We start from the raw sequence: 24,807 nt of genomic DNA on the forward strand, positions 1-24,807 counted from the left end.
GGACTTTGTTAGACGCCTGCTTTAAAGTGCTAAAAAGTAAAAATTCACTGTTTACATATTTCGACTACATCCGCAATAAGTAGAGGAAATATTCTCAATATTTTTTATATTATATTAACACTTGGTTTCCTATAGTTCAATTTAAAAATATTTAAAATGAAAAGGTTTTCATTTTAATAGAATCGGTCATCAAATACATAATGTAAAAGTGCGTCTAATTATTTCATTTCCTATATATGTCGCACGGGCTGTGCATGTGATAGCGAACTTTCCATGTTTCATGCTATGATAGCTAATACCGCTGCAAGAACATACATCCAGATTCCACATCTTAGGAGGAGCTCTGTTTGAGTATACAGCATACTTTTGGGGGCGGCATGATTAGGGAGCCTCTGTATCAATGGCAAACACAGGCCCATCCGGTAGAAATTGAGCTTTTCCGCTCGAAGCCGGTGCGCCGTCTGAAGTTTTTACACCATTTTGGAGCATCTGCTCTGTTTTCACCACTTACACATTCACGTTTCGAACATACGGTTGGCGTTTGGTCACTCATGGCTCACTTTTGCCCAGAAGAACCCCTTCTGCGCATTGCGGCGTTGCTCCATGATATCGGGCACCTGCCCTTCTCCCATGCGGTTGAGCGTACACTCGGGTACAATCATCACCGGCATACCGAGCAATTAATTGGGCAAGGCGTCATCGCTGATATTTTGATCAAACACGGCATATCACCGCCATCCATAATTAATCTTTTAAAACTAGAAACACCGCTAACGAACAAATCAACGATTCTCGGACTCGATCACTTGGATAGCTTTCTTCGCGACACGTATTATGCCGGCCAGATGACGCTGCCTCCCTCGGAGCTTGTAAAAGGACTTCGCTTACGCGGACCTTTCATCGAAGCGGATGAGACGTCGGCTGCGGCACTTATCGATGCGGTTGTAGAAGATCACCGACTCTTCCTGCACCCGCAGTTTCTAGCTATGGATGCGCTGCTGGCGAAAGCGACGGCACATCACTGCGAGTCAAACCCAGGCATGAGGGATCGTATTCCAGCTTTGATGGATCATGAATTGATCCAAGAGCTGCTGCAGAGTAACAATGCAACGGCAAGGGAAACCATTCATGTGCTCATGTATGAGCCGCATCGTATTCAAATTACACAGCAACCCGTTCCAGGCAGCATCGAAGTGAAGATCGGGAAGGTTTACAAAAAACAACCATTAATTGGCGATAAACTCGCCTCAGAGGTTAGCTTTCAAGCCGCCGTTAAGCTAGCTGAGCTGGATAGCATGGCCGCGACATATTTTTTCACGATCTAAAACTTATCTTACATCCGCAGAAGGGACTGTCCCAGCTTGGCTAAATTGTACTTTCGTTATGGCACGATGAACAGCGGTAAATCCATTGAAGTCTTACGCGTAGCTCATAATTATGAGGAGCAGGGCAAAAAGGTGCTTCTCCTCACTTCCGTTATGGACGATCGTTTTGGTGTTGGTAAGGTCGCTTCCCGCATTGGTATGCAAAAAGGGGCGATTGTCGTAGACGAGCATTTGGATATGGTCGCCCTCGCGCAGACCGAGCGTCCGAATTGCATTCTAGTCGACGAAGCACAGTTCTTGAACAAAGCTCAGGTCTCTCAGTTGATTGAAGTCGTCGATGAGCTGGATATTCCAGTTATCGCTTATGGGCTTCGAGCTGATTTCATGGGACAATTATTCGAAGGCAGCAACTCGCTATTAGCTGTGGCCGATACGATCGAGGAAATCAAAACCGTTTGTTGGTATTGCGATAAAAAGGCGATCATGAATATGCGTTGCAAAGATGGGGTTCCTATTTTTCATGGTGAACAGATCCAGATCGGCGGGAATGAAAGCTACGTTCCTGTATGCCGTAAATGCTATGCTTCCAAAAAGAAAACTACACAAATCATAGGATAAAAAGGTGAGTTCCTTGCGTAAAAAACGGATTTTGCTATTATCTGAGGGCTTCGGGAAAGGTCATACACAGGCTGCTCATGCGCTGTCTGGGGAGCTTCGGCAATCCTCGTCAGGCATGATTACTCGCGTGATTGAGCTTGGCGCTTTTTTGCATCCTACCTTAGCACCTTGGGTCTTCTCGGCATACCGCCGCACGGTGACTTCACAACCCAGACTGTATGGTATGCTGTACCGAAATCAGTATGATAAAAGGCCGAGCCGCGTAGCCAGTCTCGTGCTGCATCGCATCTTTTACTCGCAGACGAAAGCGGTCATTAAGCAGTTGAAGCCGGATATGATCGTTTGTACGCATCCATTTCCAAGTATCATCGTCTCTCGGCTGAAACGGGCGGGACTTGATGTACCTCTCTTCACTGTGATCACGGATTACGATGTTCATGGGACTTGGTTGGACTCGGCTGTAGATAAATATTTGGTGTCCACACCACTAGTTAGAGAGCGTCTTATGGAATGCGGCGTGCCGGACAAGCATATCGAGGTGACAGGTATACCTGTTCACCCTAATTTCCGCAAGGCGCATAGCAAGAAGGATATACGTCAGGAATTCGGCCTCAAAGCTATGCCAACGGTCATGGTCATGGGCGGCGGATGGGGTGTTTTTAAGAAAGAAGAAAAAGAAGAGCTGCTCACTTACTTAGCAAGTTGGAGCAAGGAGATTCAGCTGCTTATCTGCCTCGGCACCAATGAAAAAGCACGTCATCAGCTTCTGGAGGAGGATGCCTTCCGTCAGCCGAATGTTCATCTCATTGGCTATACCACCGAGATCAGCAAGCTGATGGATATCTCCGATCTGCTCATTACGAAGCCAGGCGGGATGACCTGCACCGAGGCGATGGCCAAAGGTATTCCGATGCTGTTCTACAGCCCCATTCCCGGTCAGGAAGAGAGTAATTGCACCTATTTCCAGGAAAATGGCTACGGACAACGCATCACATCTATGGCGATGATTGATCACTGGTTTAAGCTGCTGCTCGAGCAATATCCTGAGCTCGCTAAACGCAGAACAGACATCCGTGAAGGCCACAATGAGGAAGAACGAAGCTGTGCGACTGCCATCATTGCCTATTTAGAGCAGTTGGATAAGCGTTCCTATATTCAGGCATCATCAAAAACACCGCTCATACAATGGTAATATCCATTGTGAGGGCGGTGTTTTGTTATGAATCCCATTCACCGATTCGGCAAGCAGGCTATTTTTGGCTATTTAGTGATCTGGTTTGTCGGCAGCCTATGGATGATGGCTGTGCTTGGCAGCGGATCTTTTGGGCGGAAAATGATGGGCGTTGATTTCGCCCTCTATCACGAGTATGCCTGCTTTGGCTTCGCAGGAGCGCTAGGTGGATCTCTATACGGCTTGCGAATGTTCCATGAGCATTATCAAGAACTCACCACACAGTGGATCTACTGGTATCTCATGCGCCCTGTGCTCTGCTTCGGCTCTGCCATTATCACGATTATCTTATTCGAGAGCGGGATTATGCTGCTGCAAGTGGACAACTCGATGTCGGCGCGTATCAGCATTGCCTTTCTGACCGGCTACGGCTACGGGAAGTTTATGGAGAAGCTGCGTGATCTTACTTCGACGTTCTTTAACGGGAAGAATACGAATGGGACGAACGGCAATGGGAACGGGAATGGCAGTGATACGCCTACGAAGTGAGTGGGTGCGGCCGGAGTCCCGAAAATGCCTGCCATCGGAAGCTTTAACGCCCATTTTGGGCGTTAAAGTGAGATCGTTGGCTCATGCGTGGAGCTGTAAGGCCCTTTTCGGGCCTTATAACGGCCGAGGTCCACTAAAAAGCTTGCCATCGGATGCTTTAGCGCCCATTTTGGGCGTTAAAGTGAGATCGTTGGCTCATGCGTGGAGCTGTAAGGCCCTTTTCGGGCCTTATAACGGCCGAAATCCCCTTAAAAGCTTGCCATCGGATGCTTTAAGGCCCTTTTGGGGCGTTAAAGTGAGATCGTGGGCACACGCGTGGAGCTTTAAGGCCCTAAATGAGCCTTATAACGGCCGAAGTCCCGAAAATGCCTGCCATCGGGAAGCTTTAACACCCCTTTTGGATAAATTGTGCAGGCAATTGAGCTGTAAACGCCTGAATGTGAATTCCATCTGAAATTACCACCGAGTGCTTGCCAGCCGTACGACCCTTGAGCTCGCGTAAGCAGAACAATCAAAGCCACCGCGCGAAGTCAGCCGCGGTGGCCCTCTTTATGGTGCATCGAACGTATGCACCTTATTCCAGTTCACACCACCGCTGCGGGTGGTGTACATGACGCTCGGCTGCTCATTATCATTCGTGATGAGCCAGCCGTTATTCGCGTCTGCCATGCCCAGCAGCAGCTCGCCATACCCCGTGAACGTCTCGGTACCGTTCACCCAGGTCTTGCCGCCGTCCTTCGTCCAACCGACGGAGTTTGGCTTGTCGCACGCCGGGCAGCTGCCGCCCATGAAAGCTACGTCGGTGTTGACGACGTAGAGAGGGCCGGGCTTCGAGCCCGTGTTCTTCGGCCCCGTGTTCTCCCCGATAGGGAAGCCAGGGGCCGGACCTCCGCCAGCCGTACTGTTCACCAGTACGGTCTGCCAGGTCTTCCCGCCATCTTTCGTGTGAAACAGCGAGTACGAGGTTTGTGTCATCCCCGATTCCCCAATCAGCTCGATCCACGCATCATCCACGCCAGCGGAGCGAATGACGTTGCCTGTCAATGTCGCGACGGTTTGACGAGACATCACGGGCGCCCAATTTTGCCCACCATCTTGGGTTCGCAGCACTTCGATCGTATCCTGCACTTGTCGGACGGCCCAGCCATTCTTCTTATCCTGAAAGTAAGCATCCCCTTGCGTACCTGCGGGTACGGGCAGCTTTACCCATTTGGCACCGCCGTCCACGGTTTGGGCATTGCCGCTATAAGCTTCCTGCTTCGATACGAAGTGGAGGAATGCTTGATTCGGAACGGTACCAACCGACGACCAATGAGCACCACCATCATGGGTAGTCAATAGCTTCCCCGTATCTTCTTCAGTTGCCCAAGCATCCTGGTCATTCAAGGCAAATAACTGCCCAATCTCCCCATTCCCCGTGTATTGCCCTGTCCACTTCACACCACCATCATCGGTATGAGCGATCCACCCTTTACCGCCAATCCAGCCTTTTTGAGCATCAGCAAGCCTTAAGGCAGTTACTCCATCCATTGGAGGCGGCGTTGATCCTTCGCTGCCTTTCGTAGGTACGGTTGTAGGCTCCGCCTCCGCCACCACACTCGGTATCGGTGATTCAGAAACCGTCACGTCTCCGCTTGTCTGTCCGGAAGATTTACACCCTGTTAAGGCGAGGGTTGTTAACGCCAACAGCAGTAGTGTTCTTTTTAACATCCTCATTGCTCCCTTCACTTCTTGTGTCGTTGTTATTTCATTGACGTCATCTAGGAGGGAAAAGTTGAACTCACTTCCTTAATATCTTCCCTCCATGGCGGAGAAATTAGGCATGACTCCTCCCACTGTGGAATACAATCGTAAACAAGAAGGGGGACATTGTTACGGAAAGGGAGGAGGATCTGTTGAAATTCATTTGGGGCAAAAAAGAACTCACCTTCATGATCATTCCGGGTGCCAACCGCCATACCGTAAGATTCAAGCTTCCGCACAGTAGTCTCTATATTGTGCCTAGCGTGATCCTGCTTGTGTTGATCGGTTTCTTTGTGACGATTTACTTGATGAATACCCGGTCCCATCAAACTCAGAACAACATGCAGCAAGCTTTCGATGGACAAGAACGTCAGCTAGTAGATCAAATTACACATAAAACGAGTGAGCTCGAACAGCTGCAAATTGATTTGATTGACCTGGCTCAGAAAGCCGATGAGTTTAAGGTTAAGCTAGAGGAAATCAGGAAATTGGATCATGTGATTGAGCTGATGAGACAGCCAGAAACCGTAAACGGGACAAGCAAAAAAACAACGAGCATCTCGAGCACCTCGCCAGTTCATGGGACGAATGTAGATGTTGGCGGCAGCGATGTACCTGTCAATTCGGAGGACGTATCAACCCTCGTTAGTCAAACCAAACAAGGGCTTTTTTCATTAGTTGGGGATATTAATGCTCTCCTCGACAACTTAACTGAATCGGAAGCCAAAATTAAAGAAGCCGAACATTTACGCAGCATAACGCCAACGATTTGGCCTAACGCCTCGCGGAGTATCACCTCCGGATTCGGTATCCGAATAGACCCCTTTACCTTAAGACCTTCCATGCATACCGGGTATGATATCGATGGCGAATACAATGACCCCGTCTACGTAACTGCAGCAGGTAAAGTCATCGCTGTGGGCTATGATGGCGAACTCGGTAACTATATCATTGTCGATCACTCGCGAGGCATTGAAACGGAGTATATGCATTTGAATAAAATACTCGTAAAACGCGGAGAATCTGTAACAAAAGGTCAGCAAATCGGTCTCGTCGGTTCCACTGGACGCAGCACTGGCTCTCATCTTCATTATGAAGTTCATAAGAATGGTATCCAGATTGACCCTAAACCCTATCTCATTTCGGATCGAAAGGATGAACGCAAATGATTGGAAGCTCAAAATTGAAGCGCTTGGATACGAAAACAACGGATACTTTGATTGGAGGCAGCACGATCTGTGAGGGTAGAATTATTTCGGAGGCTAGCCTTCGCATTGAAGGCCAAATGAACGGGGACATTGAATGTGCCGGTGACATTACGATTGGTGAGAATGCCGTCGTACAATCGAATATCCACGCGCGCGATGTAATTGTAGCCGGCAAAGTGAAAGGCAATATACATACCAAAGGCAAACTGATCGTAACAAGCTCTGGTGTGTTGATTGGGAATATTGATGTACGCTCCTTCATTATCGAGGAGGGTGGCATCTTCCAGGGTAGCAGTGCGATGAATGCAGCTGCGGTACACATTGAAAAAAGCGGCAGCAGTGGCGGCAAGGTCATCGATGCCAAAGCGCATAAGCAGCAAAAGAATGAGCAGCAGGCGGCTTCCGGCGGAAATTAGCTGCGGCGTTGGCATGAGAAAAACTTCTATCGAAGTCCTTCGAGGATGAGCGACCGCGTTTTAAATGTTGTTTTTATCGCCAATAAGAATTTGTTTTTCCGGGTACCGGAAACATATAAATTCTTATGTGGTAAAAAGAGCTCGTCTCTCTCCCCTTTTATTAGGGGGATGCGACGAGCTCTTACTCATTTCCCAGCTTTCACTTCAGCCAGCATCGATAAGTCCACGAATCGGCTTAGATCCAGCTCATCTGGCTTAATTCCCTTGATATATCTAGCGTCGATCGAAACCTTCGCCATCTCTTCCATCACCTTAACATCAACTTCAGTGGTCAGCTTGAGGCGGCTCAGCGAGGCTTTGATCAAGCTTTTATCCATGCCTTTACCGCTATATTGCTTCAGCTGGTTGTTAATCAGGTCGTAAGCTTGGTCGGGGTTGTTTTGGATGAACGCAATTCCGTCCATATTCGCCTTTATGGCTCCCTTAACAATGTCTCGGTGACGCTGGATGAACTTATCGCTCGCGACCATGATTACCGTTGGGTAATCACCATGGTTCGGCGGAATAGCCTGCCAATCGGCGATGACTTTACCGAGCCCTGCCTTCTCGATCTGGGTTCCCCATGGCTCTGGGACTAAGGCCGCATCGATTTCTTTCTGACGGAAAGAGATCAGGGTATCCGCTGGTGAACGTACGATGAGATGCGCGTTATCCGTGCCTCTGCCGAGTAGGATGCCTGCTTGCTGAAGCAGCAAGCGCAGCGAAATTTCATTCGTGTTCCCTTTGGCGGGGATCGCGATAGTTTTATCTTTTAAATCAGCAACAGTCTGGATACCTGCATCTGATCTGGCGACCAGCACTGCACCACCGTTATTGGAACCAGAAACGACGCGGAAATTACCGCTTTTCAAGAAAAAAGTCGTCGCTGGCCCTGGACCTACGAAGCCCACATCGATATCCCCCGTCGCCATGGCGATAGACAGATCTGCCCCGTTGTCGAAAGGTGTAACCTCGATCTTCACTTCATCGCCCCATTCGCGGGCAAAATAGCCTTTTTCCAGCGCGATGTAGGCGGCGGCATGGGTCACATTTTTGAACACACCAACTCGAACGACCTGTGGCTTACCTGATGCTGTCAGTTTTTCCTCGCAGGCGCTCAGTAGTGTCATTGCGAAGAGTAACAGCAGAAGTACTTTGATGCGTTTTGTCATCACGCCCACTCCCCTTACGACTTGGAGCCAGCGAGGCCGTAGCGCTCTAGCACTTTATCTTCTAGTTTTTTGAAGCAGAAATGGTCTGACACCGTGCCTAACACGGCGATAATGATCACAATACACAGCATCAGCGAGGTGTCGCCGAGATTCCGTCCGTCCTGCAACAGCTGGCCCAATCCCGCACCTTTCGCGATCAACTCACCTGCAACAAGTGCCCGCCAAGCGAATGCCCAAGCCGTACGCACACCGTTGATCAAATGAGGAAAAGCAGCTGGAATCATCACTTGGATAAAAAGATTGAATCCATTCCCCGTTCCCATCGTCTGTGCAGCGCGCAAATAGATTGGCGGGATATTTTTGATCCCTGTGCGACTCGCCAACGCCATCGTCCATGTAGCACCGAGTGTTGTAATGAAAATAACGGAAGTTTCGTTCAATCCGAACCATATAATTGCAAAAGGCAACCAAGCAATACTTGGAATCGTCTGCAACGAGACCACTAGAAAGCCAAGCGTGTCATCGAGCCAGCGATACCTGGCAAATAGAAAACCTAATGTCGTACCGATGGCGAGTGACAAGGCAAATGAAATAAGTAATCGCAGCATACTCGCTCCTGCCGCTTGCAGCAGCTCCCCATGGACGATACCGTCATAGAAGGCTTGCAGCGTCTGCGAAACGGACGGGAATTTCCATCCCCATCCAAAAATCCTAAATCCCGCCTCCCAAGCTATCAGAAGCAGTACCAGAAAAATCGTTCTTCTTAATGCTGTACTCATCGCCAGTCTCCTCTCTCACAACTTTCTCCAGCTCATCCGCCAGTGCGTCCATAATCAACGCCTCCATATGATGGAGCACGGAATCTGCGCTGTCGCGTGGTCTCGCCGCTTTGACGGCGAATTCTTTCTTAATCGTGCCGGGACGTGTGGACATCACTAAAACCCGATCCGACAGAATGACCGCTTCGCGAATATTGTGGGTAATGAAGAGAATCGTTTTGCGCGTACGCATCCATATTTCTTCCAGGTCTTTATGTAAAATAAGGCGTGTTTGCTCGTCTAGTGCGGCGAATGGCTCGTCCATGAGCAAAATTTCCGGATCCATCGCCAGCGCTCTGGCAATGGCTGCCCGCTGCTTCATCCCGCCCGACAATTCGTGCGGATAACGGTCTGCAAAGCGGCTAAGATGTACCGCCTTGATTTGCTCCATCGCCATCTCGTGGCGCTCTTTCTTCGCGATTCCCTTCTGCTTAAGTCCGAAGGCGACATTGTCTAGAACCGTCAGCCATGGGAACAGACCATGCTCTTGAAAAACGACGACGCGGTCCGCACCGGCGCCTGTTACCTTTTTCCCATTGACCAGAATCGTGCCTTCCGATTGCGTATCAAAACCAGCTACTAGGTTCAGAACCGTGGATTTCCCGCAGCCTGAAGGGCCAAGCAGGGAGACGAACTCCCCTTTATTTATCGTTAATGTGATGTCATTCAACGCTTGATAGTTGCCGCCAATGCGCTGCACGAACGTCTTGCTAACTCCCTTAATCTCGATCAAGCTCTCTCATCCCCCACGTTGTCGCTTAGAATAACATTTTCAAGCCTGCCAAGCCTATCCCGATGATAAATCCACAAATGGCACCGTTCACTCGAATCCATTGCAGGTCGCTGCCGATCTTCTCTTCCATCAAAACCGTTAACTTCTCGTTATCGAGTTTGTCTAAGTTTTCTTTCACAAGTTGGCCGATTTTACTGTGATTTTGTTCCACATAGGACGCGATTTGCTCTTGAATCCAGTCCTCACCGCGGTGCAGCATATCTGGATTTTCGCGGATGGATAGGAGCATTTTGCGAATAATAGGCACCACATGCTGAGGCACAAAATCTGGCTCATCGATGAAGGCTTCCGCTTTTTCTTTTAGTTTTGTGAGCAAAAGCGCTAGCTTCTCGTCGAGGTTGAAAAGCTCAGGAAGCTTCGTTTTCAATGTTTCTAGTTCCGCTAGAAGCTTTGGATTACGATCCAGCTTGTGAAGCTCGTTACGAATAAAGTTGAGAACGGCTTCTCGTTTCGGATGCTTGTTCATGCGCATTTGATCAATATAGGACAGCACGAAATTCTGGATGATACCGCCGATTTTTTCCTCGTTCACCATACCGATAAACGCGTTCACAGCAAAAGCCATGAAGCCATTGGACTGCAGTCCCTCGAACGCTTTGATCGCCATCGCACCTAGTTGATCGCGCGTATCCGCTTTGATCACCCAGGCTGCTGCTTTATCGAGAACAAAATCTAGGGTTTTGCCGTCGTAACCGCCGTCTTCAATGGTGTCTATTAGCGTTCTTACGAGACGACTTGTGTCCACATCTTGAAGTGCTTTATGTATTTCCTCTGCGAGGAGAGGAGTTAATTTTTCGAGGTCAATTGCTTGTAGCGCTTGCTTGGCTAGCGCATGGAGTCCTTTGTGCAGGGACGGATTGTCCAGCTGCTTGTCTGCGAGCTCTAGGCCGCGTTCAAGGAAACGGATCTGTTGCAAGCGAGCACGAATGGTTTCTTTCGAGAGCAGCTCATTCTGCACGGTGGAGACGAGCGCCTTCGTGATCTTTTCGCGATTGTTTGGCAATAACGCCGTGTGCGGGATTGGAATCCCCAGTGGATGACGGAACAATGCGCTGACTGCGAACCAGTCGGCCAAGCCGCCGACAACCCCTGCTTCGAACCCGCCTTGCAGGAATGTGCCCCAGACCGTAGAGGAAACTGCCGTCGGCAGCGTAGCTAGAAAGCCCGCCCCCATGACACCCAGTGAAACCGTTGCTATATACTTTGCTTCTTTTTTCTTTTTCATCTTCGTAACATCTCTTTCCGCGTGAGGTTGATGAATCATTCTTTCTATTTTATCACAAATTGGAAAGAAACGTGGTAATGGGGTTGGAGGATGGAGTGGAGGCTGCTAGTGTGGTCGTGGATGTTTGTACGATGTACAACATTCCTGCAGGGAAAGCGACCATTTCAGCCTCTATGTTGCACAAGTGCTGCTACCTCTCACTCGCTCCTAACCCAACAGTTGCATCTATTCGCCTCAGTTACTCCTACTTGTTATAGACTAGCTAAGAGTATCTCGGTGCTTTGCGCTGCTGGCTCGTTCGAGTTACTCGAAGTTTTCGAGTAGCTCGGTGCTTTGCGCTGCTAGCTCGTTCGAGTTACTCGAATTTTTCGAGTATCTCGGTGCTTTGCGCTGCTGGCTCGTTCGAGTTACTCGAATTTTTCGAGTATCTCGGCGCTTTGCTCTGCTGGCTCGTTTGAGTTACTCGAAGTTTTCGAGTATCTCGGCGATTTGCGCTGCTGGCTCGTTCGAGATACTCGAAGTTTTCGAGTATCTCGGCGATTTGCGCTGCGATCTCGTTCGAGATACTCGAATTTTTCGAGTATCTCGGTGCTTTGCGCTGCGATCTCGTTCGAGTTACTCGAATTTTTCGAGTATCTCGGCATGAATCGCTTCTCCGGTAATACAAGCGATACCAGAAGTGACAGTATCCTGTACTCCCTGCAAAGCAAGAAATCACAAAAAAGAGAGCCACCGTAGGCTCTCTCCCCAACAATCTTATCGCTCGCCTTCCCACTCTGCATAAAACTGCTGCAGATAGAGCTCCATGAAGCGATGCCGCTCCTCCGCGAGTTCCCTCGCGTAGGCCGTATTCATAAGCTCCTTCAACTTGAGGAGCTTCTCGTAAAAGTGATTAATCGCGGTGTCGTTGCCCCCGCGATACTCCGCCACCGTCATGTGCTCGCGCGCGATGACGGAAGGATCGTGAATCGGGCGGCCTTTCCAGCCCGAATAGGCAAACACGCGCGAGATGCCCACCGCGCCAATGGCATCCAACCGGTCGGCATCCTGCACGACCTGGCCTTCCAGCGTGCGCATTGGCGGCCGCGCGCCGCCCTTATAAGACATCGTGCTGATGATCTCTAGCACGTGCTCGACCTGCGCCGCCGGCGTGCCGCTGGCGGCGAGCCAAGCCTCCAGCTCGCGCTGCGCCGCAGCTGGATCGGCGTTCAGCTTCTCGTCGACAACGTCGTGAAGCAACGCCGCAAGCTCGCAGACGAAGCCATCAGCGCCCTCTTGGGCGGCAATGCGTTTCGTCGTCTGCACCACGCGATAGATATGCCACCAGTCGTGGCCGCTGCTATCGCGCTCCAGCTTTTCCTTCACGAGCGCTTCCGCCGCGATTAAAATCCGCTCTTGATCCTCTACATACTCATGCTGCATCATTTCTTTTTCTTCCTCTTTCCCTGCCCAGACTTTCCTTGTTCCAGCTTTTCCTGTCCATTCTTTTCTTGTTCAAACTTACCTTGTTCAGTTTTCGCTTCGCTGTGCTTCTCTTCGCCGGTCTTCTCTTCGACAGATGCACCCTCTCCGAGACTTCCCAATTCTCTTGCGATCTCATTCCCAGAATGAAGCTTAACCGCAATCAATTTGGCCTCTTCCACTTTCTTCGGTTCAGGCACTTTGCCATCAATATGTTTCTGTATGATTTTCTTGAAATTTTTTCCGTATTTATCCTCGAGCTTCGCACCCATATCCTGCTGCAACTCATGTATCACGACACTACTGCAAAAATGATTATAAAGCAACTCCACCATCGCAGGGTGTTCGGTTAGCATCGCAAGTGTTGGATCTTCTCCGCCACGTGTGCCAACGATCGCTAGTTTACGATCAATAAGCATCGCAAATTTCCGGCCTTCCTGGCCCTTCAAGCACTCGACCCGTTTACGTGCAAAAGGATAGAAACCAGCCCCCGCTTCGCGTGTCGGCATGACGATGACACGTACGCCCTGCGTAGCTGCCACACGAATATCATCCTTCAGCAGCTTCGCTTCTTCTGGAGACAGATCGCAGAATGCCTCCTCCTTGGCTTTCCTCAGTTCCGAGCGGACATGTTCAATAACCTTCGTGTCGCCTTCCAAGCTGAAGTACTCCGACCGATGCGTCTCTTGCTTCGGCAGATGCTCTTTCACGTAGCGGATGGAGGCTTGCAGCTCCGCTTCCATTCGCTCGCCGATCTCCTCGATCGGCACGCTTTGATATACCGTGGGCTCACCATGACTCGTGAGCACTGCGCCCTTTTCCGCGAGCTTTTGTAAAGCTGCGTACACGTTCGAACGCGATACGCCAAGCCCCTTGGCGATTTCGTAGCCAGTTTGCGTGCCGCTCACGGCAAGCACGTGCAGACACTTGGCTTCCAGATCTGTGAAGCCAAGGTTTTTCAAATGCTGTAGAACATTCTCCATGCCGCAGCCCCCTTCATATCCCTATTGTAGCACGTTCTCTAGCCTAGTCGTATCGGGTCACAGTACGATCTATCTAAAATTTTATGTTGACAATGATAATCATTATCAAATAATATTGTGGAAGTTAATGGGTTACTATTCAAAATTAATTAACATAGGAGGTCCACCATGTCCAAAATTATCATTGTCTACGCAAGCATGTCTGGAAATACGGAAGAACTCGCCGAAGCGATTGCAGCCGGCATTCAAGAGGCAGGGATCGAGCCTGTACTCAAAAACGTCATGGATACCAACGCAAGTGAACTTGAGAACTATGAAGGTATTCTGCTCGGGGCTTATACGTGGGGAGATGGAGATCTACCGGATGAATTCGAAGATTTCTACGAGGAAATGGATGATGTAAATCTTCAAGGACGTAAGTTTGGCGTGTTTGGTTCTGCTGATTCTTCTTATACGTATTTTGGCAAAGCAGTGGATACACTTGAAGAGAAGCTAGCCGAAATAGGCGGAGAAAAAGTATTTGATGGCTTCAAGGTGGAGCTTAATCCGTCCAAGGATGAGAAACAACTATGCCACGAGCTAGGCCTCAAATTTGCAGCAGCATTGGGCGTTTCAGCCTAAATAAAAATAGTCGCTTGCTCCGAATACGCGATTCTGGAGGAAGCGGCGTGCGACGGCCGGCGGGAACTCTTTCCTTGCGCACAATTTTTGTGCGCTAGCGTGCGACGGCCGACGGGAAATCTTTCCTTGCGCACAATTTTTGTGCGCTAGCGTGCGATAGCCGGCGTGACTGCTTTCCTTGCGCACAATTTTTGTGCACTAGCGTGCGACAGCCGGCGAGATATCTTTCCTTGCGCACAATTTTTGTGCGCTAGCGTGCGACGGCCGGCGAGACTGCTTTCCTTGCGCACAATTTTTGTGCGCTAGCGTGCGACGGCCGGCGGGACTGCTTTCCTTGCGCACAATTTTTGTGCGCTAGCGTGCGACGGCCGGCGAGATATCTTTCCTTGCGCACAATTTTTGTGCGCTAGCGCGCGACGGCCGGCGGGAAATCTTTCCTTGCGCACAATTTTTGTGCGCTAGCGTGCGACGGCCGGCGAGATATCTTTCCTTGCGCACAATTTTTGTGCGCTAGCGTGCGACGGCCGGCGGGACTGCTTTCCTTGCGCACAATTTTTGTGCGCTAGCGTGCGACGGCCGGCGGGACTGCTTTCCTTGCGCACAATTTTTGTGCGCTAGCGTGCGACGGCCGGCGGGACTGCTTTCTTTGCGCACAATTTTTGTGCGCTAGCGTGCGACGGCCGACGGGAACTCTTTCCTTGCGCACAATTTTTGTGCGCTAGCGTGCGACAGCCGGCGTGACTGCTTTCCTTGCGCACAATTTTTGTGCGCTAGCGTGCGACGGCCGGCGAGACTGCTTTCCTTGCGCACAATTTTTGTGCGCTAGCGTGCGACGGCCGGGCGAGACTGCTTTCCTTGCGCACAATTTTTGTGCGCTAGCGTGCGACGGCCGGGCGAGACTGCTTTCCTTGCGCACAATTTTTGTGCGCGAGACGTACAGACCGCCACGCTTAGAAGGGGATCCTGCTCTTTGAATTTTATACTTTTTAATATGTAGACAAAAGACCGGAAAGCAGCCCCCCGCGGCCACGATCCGGTCCCTTCCTCAAAGCGTCTCTACCTCGGCAATCTCGATGTATGCCATACTCTTCATTTCATCGTAAACCTCAGAAGCATATTTCCGATCCACATATACGATGAAGTTTAACTCCTGCAGTTCTTGGTTCAATTCTTTAATATGAACACTTTTCATTTTGTACCCTTTGGCAATAATCGCTTTGATAATCGTCGTTAAATTCCCATCATGTGAAACAAGCAGACGCACGCGGAGATCTTTCATGATTAGCGGTCTTGGTCCCATTTTTTTAATAAAATAAGGCAAGACGATTACGCTAACCAGAATGAGCAGCAATCCGAAAAAGGCTTCAACGTAGAAACCCGCCCCAACCGCGATACCAAGGCCTGCAGCACCCCAAATCATAGCAGCCGTCGTCAAACCAATAATGACATCATTGTGCTTGCGAAGAATAACACCTGCTCCAAGAAAACCGATCCCGCTCACCACTTGTGCCGCCAACCTCATGGGGTCCATGACATGTAATCCCGCTACGGCATATTTATTGGCCGATTCGATGGACACGATAGTCAATAAGCAGCTGCTTAAACAAATAACAAGCGATGTCTTGAGTCCGAGCGGTTTATTCCTAATCTCCCGTTCCAATCCAATAATTAATCCAAAAATTGCTGAAATCCCAAGTCTCATTAAAATATGTAGATCTACAGTAAATTCCATTGTCGTTTACTCCTCTAGTTAAGTAACCTTTACAATATCTTAACAAGGTAACGAAGTAAATAAACATTTGTTAAAATATTAATATCTTTATGCCGACAACCAAAAAGCCTGAGACGAGTTAGGCAACTCTCCCAAGCTTTGCTATTTAGATTCGGAAGCGATAGCCCGCTCCCCAAATCGTTTCTATATATTGTGGATTCGATGGATCCTGCTCTACTTTCTCTCGCAGCTTACGGATATGTACAGTCACCGTAGCAATCTCCCCCATGGCGTCCATGCCCCACAACAGATCGAATAGCTGCTCTTTGCTGTATACCCGATTCGGATTCATCGCGAGATGAGTCAACAGATCGAATTCTTTGGTCGTGAACATGACCTCTCGCTCATTCACGAACACGCGTCGCGCCGTTTTATCAATCATCAAACCGCGAATGCGAACCTCGTCGTTCTTCGACTCACGCTTCCCCATCAGCCTTTCATATCGGGCCAAATGGGCTTTTACCCTAGCTACCAGCTCACTTGGGCTAAACGGCTTGATCATGTAATCGTCGGCTCCAAGGCCGAGACCGCGAATCTTGTCGATGTCTTCCTTTTTAGCTGAAACCATGACAATTGGAATGTCCTTCACGCTGCGAATACGCCGACAAATTTCAAAGCCATCCATAATCGGAAGCATGAGATCGAGTATCACCAAATCATAATCTATCGTCAGAGCCCGCTCAAGCCCACGCTCGCCGCTCGTCTCGATATCAACCTCGTACCCGTTAATTTCCAAATAATCGCGTTCTAGCTCGGCAATGCTTTGTTCATCCTCTACGATCAAAATCCGACTCATCATGCTTCGCTTCCCTTCCCTAGATGGCGTGGCAGGGCCATAAACACCGTAGTGCCCAGCCCGACCACACTCGTAGCGCCAATGCGCCCGCCATGCTCCTCGATGATTTGCTTCGCAATCGCAAGTCCTAGCCCACTCCCGCCAGTTGCCGTATTGCGTGACGGATCTGCGCGATAGAAGCGGTCGAAAATATGCGGAAGCGCCTCCTCCGAGATGCCCTGTCCATTATCCTTGATTTGAATAACAGCGAAGTCGCCTTGTTTTTGCAGACTTAATGTGATCTGGCAGTTGCCTTCTTCACTGTATTTCATTGCATTCTCTATTATGTTTAGAAGCACACGTCTAAGCTTATCACGATCTGCGGTAACCAGTACCGGCTCTTGTGGTAGATCGGAAAGTGTAAGCTGGACCCCTTTTTTCTCCATATCAAACTGCAATTCCTGCGCACAATCCTGCACGTAGAGTCCTAGATCGACGGTTTCGAATTGAAACGGAACTTTACCCAGATCCAACTTAGAAAATAGAAACAGCTCATCAATCAGCCGATCCATATCCGCCGCTTTGTTATAAATGGTTCGAATATATTTATCTAGCTTATCCGGCGAATTCGAAACACCGTCCATGATACCTTCAACATAGCCTTTGATCGCGGTGACTGGTGTTTTCAAATCATGCGAAATATTCGAAATGAGCTCTTTGCGATTCTCCTCATATTGGAGTTGCAGCTCTACGGATTTCTTAAGTTTACGCCGCATTTCTTCAAAAGCGACACTGAGCTCGCCAAGCTCATCGTTCCCATGTGGAACAATTTCAAAGTCCAGATTTCCCTCTTTAATCTCCTCTGTTGCACGCTTAAGTGCTCGCAGGGGCCGAATAATGCTGCGCGAAACGAAGTAAGTCAGCACGCCATTGGTGGCGATGAGGATGAAAATAAATGTTAAGAAAACAGATTTGGAGAACTGGTGCAAATATTTCTGAAAAGGACCTCCGTCTAGAAATACAAACACGGTACCTTTACTCTTATCAGCAAATAAGAAATCCTGCTGTCTAGTTATCCACAGAGAACCTTGATTGCGTTGGAATTTGCCTGAAGATGTGCCGAAATCCGGCAGCTTCGCGGTATCCCCCGCCTCCCCCTGCTTAATGTAAGGAGAGATATAGGTGATGGCTTGATCCTTACGGATGATCAGACCCATGTTGATTTTGTGGAAGCGCTGCTCCAAATCCTTCACAAACACCTCATCGAGAAATGCATCCGGATCGGTTTCTGTCTTGGCCTTCATGTAGGCGACATTTTCCAGTTCCTGATCGACGACACGCTTGATCGGATTACCTTGGGAGAAGTCAATTTCAAAGCCGGATTTCAAGCTCCCGAAGGTGGCGATGCTGATAAGAATGACGGCTAGCCCAAAAAGCACAAGAGGTACAAGCAGCATGGCAATATAGGATAGGACTAGCCGTACGCGAATCGACATCGGGTTCAGAGCTCCTTTTTATCGAACAAATAGTAACCTGCTGTAAAAAATAGTATACTGCACGCCATCAAAAACATAAAGATTGAGAAGATCTTGCTCGTCACGATCGAGCCGCCAACCCAAAGCATATGCCAATCCATGTAGGCCGTCGGGGAGTAGGTTGCGATTTGCGGGATGAAGAAGGCCGCGACTTTAAACGCCAGATACAAGAGGATGCTGACGGTCAGCGCCGAGCTGCTGCTCGAGAAAAATTGCGCCAGACACACTGCGGCAATACTTAGAACCAGCAGGGGCACGAAGGCCGCTCCGTAGGCAAGCAACCAATTGGAGAGTGTACCGATGCCACCGAAATGTTGAAATAGCAAAGCAGAGAGCATCGATGCGATGAGGGCTATGACCAAATAGAGCCCAATATAGATCGCAAGCGCTAGTTGTTTGGAAGCAAACACCTTGAACCTGGAAAGTGGGCGGGTTAGGATGTTTTTCATCGTGCGATCCCCCATCTCACCGGAGAATACATCCGCTGCACCCATGAACACGAACAACGGCAGGAAGATACTCGTAAATAAGCCGAGCATGACGATCGGGAAATCCTTCGCGGAGATCGCGCCGATGCCGATACCATTTTGAAATCTGGAAAGCAAGATTCCTGCTAGGATAGGGAGCAGCAAGGTTACGGCTAGGAAAAAGATTGTTTTCTTTTTGTAAGCTAATTTAAGCGTCTCATTCCAGACATTTGCTGTTAATATACTAGGCATTCGCGGCGATCCCCCTGACGGCTTGAATTTCACGTAAGTAAGCGGCTTCCAAGGATGGGCTGCCTTTAGTCAATTCCGAGACGAGTCCCTCACGGACGAGCTTCCCTTGATGAATGATGCCAATGCGATTACACATGAGCTCCATTTCGTGAATGAGGTGAGAGGAGATTATGAATGTAATCCGTTCCTCACGCGCTAAGCGCAGGATGATTTCACGAATGTGAACCATACCCTCAATATCGAGACCGTTCGTCGGCTCATCGAGAATCAGGAGTTCCGGCTTAGCCAGCATCGCGGCCGCTAGTCCGAGCCTTTGCTTCATGCCCAGTGAGTAACCTGCTACCTTTTCTTGTTGAAAAGGGGTTAAGTCTACGATCTCCAGCACTTCATCAATACGCTGCTTGCTCACCGCAGGATAAAATCTCGCCGCTTGCTCCAGATTTCTTCTGCCGCTCATGTACGTGTAAGCTTCTGCCGTTTCGATCAAAACGCCGACTTTAGCCATCGCTTGCTCATACTGTGTTTTTACGTCGTAACCAAACAGCTTTACCTCGCCTTGCTGCGCCTGGGATAAGCCTGTCATGATCTTCATGACGGTTGTTTTTCCCGCTCCATTCGGCCCAAAAAAGCCATAAATATCGCCCCGTTGCACGGTCATATTGACTTGATGGATGCCTCGCAGATTGTTGAATATTTTCGTCACATTGTTTAGTTCAACGACGTGTTTCACACTGCTTCCGCCTTTCAAAAAGGAAATGAGGAGGTCAACCGAGGTTGACGACTCCTCTTTGGGTTAGATGGTGTTTGCAGCGCTTAGTGCTTGCTGCCCCAATTTTCATGCTTAGACAATTCATCGAATTTCACGTTCTCTACTTGCTTGCCGCTCAAATCCACGGTATCCGGCGTTGTTGAGTTCAAGCTTGAAAGTGTCATGTCAATGCGCAGCACGACATCATGTTCGGCCCCTTGTGCATCTTTACCCGATAAATGAATTTGTGCAGACTGACTTGTAATATGATCATCGCTTGCCACGCTTGCATTCACTTCCACTTCATCCATTGAGATGTCGGAAGATAGCTGCGGCAGACTGTTCCTTAGTGTCGCGAGGTCAATACCCAGCGTATTGGCTTTGGCTGGCACTGGCTCGTCTTTGGACATAACACCATGTTTGATAACAAGGGAACCCACGGTGTTCACAACCGGAGAAATCTGGCTGCCGGACAGTTTAAAATGAATTTCCTTACCGTTACCTGCGGCTTCGTCCATCGTGACATAATTTTTCAGGTTGCCGACTAGGGTATCCACGACATTTTCCACTTCGCTGATGACTTCTGGGTCTGGGGTATGCTTGCCTTTGTTATGTCCTTTGAATTTCTCAGGGGCTCCGTCGCCTTCGATGACTTTGTATACGTCTGAATCTGCTGTTTTGATAATCTGCTTGCCGTCTTGGCTGTAGAATTGAATCGTTTGTTGTTCATTAGTGCCGTTAATTACATTCACTTGTGCACTTCCAGCGCGGTCGGCTCCGCCGGTTTTGATCATCGATTTCACTTGAAGCAAGGAAGCTCCATTGTCTTGTAAAGAAACATTGACTTGGCGCGTTACGTTCTTGATTGTTGCTGTTTGTTTCACGGCTGATTTGAAAGCTTCATATCCGGGAGCTTCGCCCACACCAGCATATACGGAAGTCACTAGCATCATGCTGCCTACTGCAACACCTAATCCCAACATCGTTATCTTCTTATTCATATCGTCCTGCCTCCGCGTAATACATACGCTATCTCTAATTTGGCTGCGCTACTTGCGCTTCCATATTGACTATCTTAGCCCTCAAGAGTTAATTACCCCTAAAGTGCCTATTAACACCGCCTAAAACAATTCTTAAATTTTTCTTAACTGCCCACATGAGAAAAACTTCTATCGAAGTCCTTCGAGGATGAGCGACCGCGTTTTAAAGGTAGTTTTTATCGCCAATTAGAAAGATGTTTTCGGAAACGAAAACTTATACTTTCTAATGTGGTAACCAAAGAGGCCCCCCCTCCTCGTCTTATACTTTAGGAAGGTAGCCTCTTTGTTTAATACTGTTTGTATTTCTCTTTCATCTTGAGCATCCCGCTGTGGATAATTTTGGTTTTCACCACAATGTTTCCAAGTTCATAGTCGGTTATCGGCTTCTCACCATAATTGGTTAGTTTGGCCCATGCTTTGAAATCATCTCTATACAACACATGCTCCAAAGCGAATACATCGATTCCTCGGCTTTTTCCAAGCTTAAATGTCATATCAACTTCTTCCGTTATTTGTTTGGAAATTATTTCCTTTAACTCCATCTCATCAATCTCATCAAATATTTCAGTCACGGTAGATGGTGCTATAATCTCAATATCGAAGATGGGTTGTTCTCCATTCGCTCTCACCTTGATATGAGCCTTCGGTCTAATCGTCACGTTTTGAGCTGCTTTACCCTCTATATACACAACCATTGGGGTACGACTCGTATGTTTATTCAACCATCTTGCACCATTTAATTGGTTTTCGGAAAACCATTCCAAATTATGTTGTTTGTTTAGCGAATAAGCGCCGTTCACTCTTAGTTTTGGATCTGGTTTTTCATTTTTCGCCCATACCTTTTTTTCGATGTCCAACGAGGGGAGCATCACGGTATACCCAGGCTCCCGTATGCGAGAAATCAGTCCAAACAAGCGATATGGGTTAATGTAAGAGCGTTGACGATAGTTATCTATCGGTTGCATTAAAATAGAGCTCATCGGCGAGACATTGAAGAACGGGATGACGGAGAAAATAGACTCTATAGACTCGTCCGTACTATACACCCATTGGGTGAATCTCGTTTCACTATACCGAATCGATCCGTCGGTAAAGTTGCTAATGCCTTGATTTAGCGCATCTTTTGAAAACAAATAAGCGCCGACATGTCCCCAAAAAACGCGCTGCTGAGACGTACGATAAAGCTTACTGAACGCTTCACTAACGGTTGCTGCTTCTTCTTTACCTACCCAAATCAAAGGCGGTTGCGACGACTGTCCCCCCTCTTGTTTCGCCACGCTGCCGAAATCCAGCATTTGTCCATATACAATGTATTTCCCATCTTTATAATCAAAGCCTATCGCTGTCATGTAGTTCGTGTCTTGTATCGTTTTCAAATCCCAACAGCCCGTTAGGCTAATTAACAATAGTGCGCTCACTGCCAATTTCACCAAAGCTGTTTTCATCATGAGGGTTCACTACCTTGCCTAGTATCATCCAGGGTATTAAGCTCAATCGGCCTTCGCTTAAGCTTCTTCCAAGCCTTAGAAAATAAGGATGTGATCATTTCCCCAAAGTATGGCGGTGAAAGCGGAGTGAGATAAGGCACGCCAAATGACTCAAGCGTCGACATAAAAAGAACTAGCCCCATAAGAGAAATCATGAATCCGTATATACCGAACATAGTGGAGATCAACAGAATAACAACACGTAAAACCGTAATCGTACCGGCAAGAGATTGATTGACCAGTGTATACATCGAAATCGTGGACAACGAAGTAACCACCAAGGTAGTGGGACTTGTAATCCCGGAGCGAATTGCCGCGTCCCCGACAATTAATCCACCTACAACAGTGACCGTTTGTCCAACCACTTTGGGCAAACGAGCGCCTGCTTCTCGAAATAATTCAAATAACATCAGCATGATAATAAAATCCATTGGACCTGATAAAGGTAAGCCTAATCGGGAAGAGGATATCGTGGCTACGAGTTGATACGGAATTTGGTCCAAATTAAAACTGGAAACTGAAATCCATAAGCCGGGCAGTAATACAGAAATGAGCAAACCAACTATTCTTAGCAATTTCTCAAAAGCAACGTAGTAGAAGGGATTGTGGACATCCTCAGGTGAATTTAAAATATAGGTTAAGGTAACGGGTGCAACGAGAACCATCGGCGATCCATCCACGATAATTGCAAATCGACCGCGAAGTAAGCTATCGGCTACAAAATCAGGTCTCCCTGTATAATTCAGAAGGGGGAAGATCGAATAGGTTCTCCCAGATAAGGCATCCTCGAGCTGCGCGCTACTGATAACCGCGTCGACATCAATGGATTGCAGCCGATCTCTTGCTTCTTGAATGGTCGACTCATTCATGACATCCCCAAGATATAGTAAGGCAACTTCCGTGTTGCTTTTTCTTCCCAAATGTATCTTTTCACAGCATAAGCTCGGTGTGGCCAATCGTTTGCGGACTAAGGCGATATTCGTGATGACATCTTCTGTAAATCCGTCGCGCGGTCCTTTAATCGATGTTTCTGTACTTGACTCTTCTGGTGAACGGTTCGGAGGTGCAGCAATATCCAGTGAATAGATAGCTTGGGTATTTTCAAAAAATAAAATCAACTGTCCCGCATATACAGCTAATTTCATATCTTCTATAACGTGATTACCGATAAACTTGACCAATTGCAGCATCGTACTCAGATCAAGATCGTTTTCATTTTGATAATAGTCACTATCTATGAAAGCCTGCAGCTTAGGCAGCACGAGCCCATCGATCACATCCGTTCGTACCATTCCCTCGCAATACACCATCGTAACACGCTGAACCGTCCCTCCCTGCTTGACAGGGTATGTTTTCAATATAACGTCGTCCGAAAGAGCAAACCATTCACGGAAATCTTGCTCATTCACTAGGCATCTTTCTCCCTTCGCCGTATTGGCAGCATCGCAACTATAAGCAGGAATAACAGCACCAATAGGCCGACAACAAACATATACGTATAGTAATAGTTTTGCAGCCATAGCACCATTTGGTTGTCCGATATGGGAATCAAACATAGCCCTAGCAGACCTAAACTGATCCAAGCGAGGATCTTCGATCTAGTCGATTTCTTCTGAACTTTCATCAGATCCACACTAATGAACATCAATATCGAGGTACGCATGCTAGAACCCGAAATCCATTGAAAGATAGATAAAAAGTCCAGATGGGAAATATATTTCCCAAGTGTGACCATTCGCCATTGTTCAAAGGCTGGATACCTTAAATCCGCTGCCTCGAAGGGACCAAATATGGCAATCGCCCCGGTTAGAGGGCCGATGGTAAGCCCAATTACACAAGTAGTTAGAATAAGTAAGGCACGCAATCGAATAGGAGTCCGGACATGGTGCTGCATAATGAGAACACTCAATATTTCGAAAGAAGCGCTGCAGGTCAACAACATACTCATGATTGTGGGACCATAGCCATGTGTAAAAAGGGGTGTGAGCAGCGTGTAATCCTTATATTGAAAGTTGGCGCCCATCACAAAATAACCTAGCACAACAACGGCTGGCAAGAGGATGCCTGAGGAAATGGCAATCGCCTTAATTCCTTCTCTTGCCGCAAAAAAGCAGAATATCATAAACATCAATACAATCAACAATGGGGGGGTTCTAGGCAAATAAGTGACGTGTGTCCACGTGGTTACATCTCTGATGGTGACGATGGCATGTGTAAAACAGATGAGAATAATAGCAAATTGAACAAGATACGTCCCCCATTTTCCCACTCTCATTCTAATCCAGTTGATTAAGTCGCCCTGCTTCGATCGTCTCACTAGGAAATAGATGAGACAGGTCCACAAAAGTAAGGGCACGAGAGCCAATGAAGCTCCTACCCAGGAATCCCTCTTCCCGAAGTGCAGCAACACAGGGATGAGTAGCACGTGATTCGTAATTGCAATTGAAATGATCACAATACAATATAATTGAAGTGCAGTAATCTGTTTCTTAACATGCATAAGGTTCTCCCTCTTTGGTATGAGGTGGACATACAATAACGGTTATCGTTAAGTTCTCCCCTAACTGGAAAATTATGCGTAATCACGTAA

At 48.2% G+C, this 24,807-nt stretch carries 23 protein-coding genes; 7 read left to right on the forward strand and 16 right to left on the reverse strand.

The window, feature by feature from the left end; all coding sequences use genetic code 11:
• Positions 1-347: 347 nt before the first annotated feature.
• Genes AC58PQ_RS12015 through AC58PQ_RS12030 form a run of 4 tightly spaced genes read left to right on the forward strand, consistent with a single transcriptional unit; the run spans position 348 to position 3,663 of the window.
• A complete protein-coding gene (locus AC58PQ_RS12015) occupies positions 348-1,325 on the forward strand; it encodes an HD domain-containing protein (RefSeq protein ID WP_497242164.1) in 978 nt (325 codons plus the stop codon).
• Between the two features lie 36 nt (positions 1,326-1,361).
• On the forward strand, positions 1,362-1,943 hold the full coding sequence (locus AC58PQ_RS12020; protein WP_497242165.1) for a thymidine kinase: 582 nt from the start codon (positions 1,362-1,364) through the stop codon (positions 1,941-1,943).
• A 13-nt stretch (positions 1,944-1,956) separates the two neighbouring features.
• Positions 1,957-3,135 carry an MGDG synthase family glycosyltransferase gene (locus AC58PQ_RS12025; protein ID WP_497242166.1) on the forward strand — a complete coding sequence of 393 codons (1,179 nt, stop codon included), beginning with the start codon at positions 1,957-1,959 and terminating at the stop codon, positions 3,133-3,135.
• Positions 3,136-3,162: 27 nt separating this feature from the next.
• Positions 3,163-3,663 (forward strand): hypothetical protein, encoded by a 501-nt coding sequence (locus AC58PQ_RS12030; RefSeq protein ID WP_497242167.1) that lies wholly within the window; start codon positions 3,163-3,165, stop codon positions 3,661-3,663.
• Between the two features lie 549 nt (positions 3,664-4,212).
• On the opposite strand, the gene AC58PQ_RS12035 is transcribed toward AC58PQ_RS12030, so the two are convergent.
• On the reverse strand, positions 4,213-5,373 hold the full coding sequence (locus AC58PQ_RS12035; protein ID WP_497242168.1) for a YCF48-related protein: 1,161 nt from the start codon (positions 5,371-5,373) through the stop codon (positions 4,213-4,215).
• 185 nt (positions 5,374-5,558) lie between these two features.
• On the opposite strand from AC58PQ_RS12035, the gene AC58PQ_RS12040 reads away from it, so the two are divergent.
• Positions 5,559-6,575, forward strand: a complete 1,017-nt coding sequence (locus AC58PQ_RS12040; RefSeq protein ID WP_497242169.1) for a peptidoglycan DD-metalloendopeptidase family protein — start codon at positions 5,559-5,561, stop codon at positions 6,573-6,575.
• Positions 6,572-7,030, forward strand: a complete 459-nt coding sequence (locus AC58PQ_RS12045) for a bactofilin family protein (protein WP_497242170.1) — start codon at positions 6,572-6,574, stop codon at positions 7,028-7,030. The genes AC58PQ_RS12040 and AC58PQ_RS12045 overlap by 4 nt, the downstream gene beginning before the upstream one ends.
• Before the next feature lie 185 nt (positions 7,031-7,215).
• Here AC58PQ_RS12045 and AC58PQ_RS12050 read toward each other — a convergent pair whose 3' ends face one another.
• The 6 genes from AC58PQ_RS12050 to AC58PQ_RS12075 form a co-directional block, all read right to left on the reverse strand.
• A complete protein-coding gene (locus tag AC58PQ_RS12050) occupies positions 7,216-8,241 on the reverse strand; it encodes an ABC transporter substrate-binding protein (protein WP_497242171.1) in 1,026 nt (341 codons plus the stop codon).
• Between the two features lie 14 nt (positions 8,242-8,255).
• Positions 8,256-9,020, reverse strand: a complete 765-nt coding sequence (locus AC58PQ_RS12055; RefSeq protein WP_497242172.1) for an ABC transporter permease — start codon at positions 9,018-9,020, stop codon at positions 8,256-8,258.
• Complete coding sequence (locus AC58PQ_RS12060; protein WP_497242173.1) at positions 8,953-9,792, reverse strand: ABC transporter ATP-binding protein; 840 nt, start codon at positions 9,790-9,792, stop codon at positions 8,953-8,955. Before AC58PQ_RS12060 ends, AC58PQ_RS12055 begins: the two co-directional genes overlap by 68 nt.
• A gap of 25 nt (positions 9,793-9,817) precedes the next feature.
• Positions 9,818-11,077, reverse strand: a complete 1,260-nt coding sequence (locus AC58PQ_RS12065; protein WP_497242174.1) for a DUF445 domain-containing protein — start codon at positions 11,075-11,077, stop codon at positions 9,818-9,820.
• A gap of 756 nt (positions 11,078-11,833) precedes the next feature.
• A complete protein-coding gene (locus tag AC58PQ_RS12070; protein ID WP_497242175.1) occupies positions 11,834-12,502 on the reverse strand; it encodes an HD domain-containing protein in 669 nt (222 codons plus the stop codon).
• Positions 12,499-13,521 (reverse strand): TrmB family transcriptional regulator, encoded by a 1,023-nt coding sequence (locus AC58PQ_RS12075; RefSeq protein ID WP_497242176.1) that lies wholly within the window; start codon positions 13,519-13,521, stop codon positions 12,499-12,501. The genes AC58PQ_RS12070 and AC58PQ_RS12075 overlap by 4 nt, the downstream gene beginning before the upstream one ends.
• 168 nt (positions 13,522-13,689) lie before the next feature.
• On the opposite strand from AC58PQ_RS12075, the gene AC58PQ_RS12080 reads away from it, so the two are divergent.
• Positions 13,690-14,142: a flavodoxin gene (locus AC58PQ_RS12080; protein ID WP_497242177.1), complete on the forward strand. Its 453-nt coding sequence runs from the start codon at positions 13,690-13,692 to the stop codon at positions 14,140-14,142.
• Positions 14,143-15,187: 1,045 nt separating this feature from the next.
• Here the strand turns inward: AC58PQ_RS12080 and AC58PQ_RS12085 are convergent.
• The 9 genes from AC58PQ_RS12085 to AC58PQ_RS12125 all read right to left on the reverse strand — a co-directional run bounded on the left by AC58PQ_RS12085 (position 15,188) and on the right by AC58PQ_RS12125 (position 24,717).
• A complete protein-coding gene (locus AC58PQ_RS12085) occupies positions 15,188-15,874 on the reverse strand; it encodes an MgtC/SapB family protein (RefSeq protein ID WP_497242178.1) in 687 nt (228 codons plus the stop codon).
• Positions 15,875-16,019: 145 nt separating this feature from the next.
• Entirely contained in the window at positions 16,020-16,709 is a 690-nt protein-coding gene (locus tag AC58PQ_RS12090; RefSeq protein WP_497242208.1) for a response regulator transcription factor, read from the reverse strand.
• Positions 16,709-18,184: a sensor histidine kinase gene (locus AC58PQ_RS12095; RefSeq protein WP_497242179.1), complete on the reverse strand. Its 1,476-nt coding sequence runs from the start codon at positions 18,182-18,184 to the stop codon at positions 16,709-16,711. Before AC58PQ_RS12095 ends, AC58PQ_RS12090 begins: the two co-directional genes overlap by 1 nt.
• A 5-nt stretch (positions 18,185-18,189) precedes the next feature.
• Positions 18,190-18,942 (reverse strand): DUF2705 family protein, encoded by a 753-nt coding sequence (locus AC58PQ_RS12100; protein ID WP_497242180.1) that lies wholly within the window; start codon positions 18,940-18,942, stop codon positions 18,190-18,192.
• Positions 18,935-19,672, reverse strand: coding sequence for an ABC transporter ATP-binding protein (locus AC58PQ_RS12105; RefSeq protein ID WP_497242181.1), 738 nt, complete (start codon positions 19,670-19,672; stop codon positions 18,935-18,937). The genes AC58PQ_RS12100 and AC58PQ_RS12105 overlap by 8 nt, the downstream gene beginning before the upstream one ends.
• 83 nt (positions 19,673-19,755) lie before the next feature.
• A complete protein-coding gene (locus AC58PQ_RS12110; RefSeq protein ID WP_497242182.1) occupies positions 19,756-20,691 on the reverse strand; it encodes a hypothetical protein in 936 nt (311 codons plus the stop codon).
• Between the two features lie 326 nt (positions 20,692-21,017).
• On the reverse strand, positions 21,018-22,178 hold the full coding sequence (locus AC58PQ_RS12115) for a Ger(x)C family spore germination protein (RefSeq protein WP_497242183.1): 1,161 nt from the start codon (positions 22,176-22,178) through the stop codon (positions 21,018-21,020).
• On the reverse strand, positions 22,175-23,626 hold the full coding sequence (locus tag AC58PQ_RS12120; RefSeq protein WP_497242184.1) for a spore germination protein: 1,452 nt from the start codon (positions 23,624-23,626) through the stop codon (positions 22,175-22,177). Before AC58PQ_RS12120 ends, AC58PQ_RS12115 begins: the two co-directional genes overlap by 4 nt.
• The gene (locus tag AC58PQ_RS12125; protein ID WP_497242185.1) at positions 23,626-24,717 is read right to left on the reverse strand and encodes a GerAB/ArcD/ProY family transporter; all 1,092 of its coding nucleotides are present in this window, start codon (positions 24,715-24,717) and stop codon (positions 23,626-23,628) included. Before AC58PQ_RS12125 ends, AC58PQ_RS12120 begins: the two co-directional genes overlap by 1 nt.
• Positions 24,718-24,807: the final 90 nt, after the last annotated feature.

This window comes from Paenibacillus sp. J22P143 (assembly GCF_059692035.1).

Excerpts from the sequence above, each read along its gene's own strand:
- AC58PQ_RS12030 (WP_497242167.1), top strand. The coding sequence starts at position 3,163 with ATGAATCCCATTCACCGATTCGGCAAGCAGGCTATTTTTGGCTATTTA.
- AC58PQ_RS12035 (WP_497242168.1), bottom strand. The coding sequence starts at position 5,373 with ATGTTAAAAAGAACACTACTGCTGTTGGCGTTAACAACCCTCGCCTTA.
- AC58PQ_RS12045 (WP_497242170.1), top strand. The coding sequence starts at position 6,572 with ATGATTGGAAGCTCAAAATTGAAGCGCTTGGATACGAAAACAACGGAT.
- AC58PQ_RS12050 (WP_497242171.1), bottom strand. The coding sequence starts at position 8,241 with ATGACAAAACGCATCAAAGTACTTCTGCTGTTACTCTTCGCAATGACA.
- AC58PQ_RS12055 (WP_497242172.1), bottom strand. The coding sequence starts at position 9,020 with ATGAGTACAGCATTAAGAAGAACGATTTTTCTGGTACTGCTTCTGATA.
- AC58PQ_RS12065 (WP_497242174.1), bottom strand. The coding sequence starts at position 11,077 with ATGAAAAAGAAAAAAGAAGCAAAGTATATAGCAACGGTTTCACTGGGT.
- AC58PQ_RS12070 (WP_497242175.1), bottom strand. The coding sequence starts at position 12,502 with ATGATGCAGCATGAGTATGTAGAGGATCAAGAGCGGATTTTAATCGCG.
- AC58PQ_RS12075 (WP_497242176.1), bottom strand. The coding sequence starts at position 13,521 with ATGGAGAATGTTCTACAGCATTTGAAAAACCTTGGCTTCACAGATCTG.
- AC58PQ_RS12080 (WP_497242177.1), top strand. The coding sequence starts at position 13,690 with ATGTCCAAAATTATCATTGTCTACGCAAGCATGTCTGGAAATACGGAA.
- AC58PQ_RS12085 (WP_497242178.1), bottom strand. The coding sequence starts at position 15,874 with ATGGAATTTACTGTAGATCTACATATTTTAATGAGACTTGGGATTTCA.
- AC58PQ_RS12090 (WP_497242208.1), bottom strand. The coding sequence starts at position 16,709 with ATGAGTCGGATTTTGATCGTAGAGGATGAACAAAGCATTGCCGAGCTA.
- AC58PQ_RS12095 (WP_497242179.1), bottom strand. The coding sequence starts at position 18,184 with ATGTCGATTCGCGTACGGCTAGTCCTATCCTATATTGCCATGCTGCTT.
- AC58PQ_RS12100 (WP_497242180.1), bottom strand. The coding sequence starts at position 18,942 with ATGCCTAGTATATTAACAGCAAATGTCTGGAATGAGACGCTTAAATTA.
- AC58PQ_RS12110 (WP_497242182.1), bottom strand. The coding sequence starts at position 20,691 with ATGAATAAGAAGATAACGATGTTGGGATTAGGTGTTGCAGTAGGCAGC.
- AC58PQ_RS12115 (WP_497242183.1), bottom strand. The coding sequence starts at position 22,178 with ATGATGAAAACAGCTTTGGTGAAATTGGCAGTGAGCGCACTATTGTTA.
- AC58PQ_RS12125 (WP_497242185.1), bottom strand. The coding sequence starts at position 24,717 with ATGCATGTTAAGAAACAGATTACTGCACTTCAATTATATTGTATTGTG.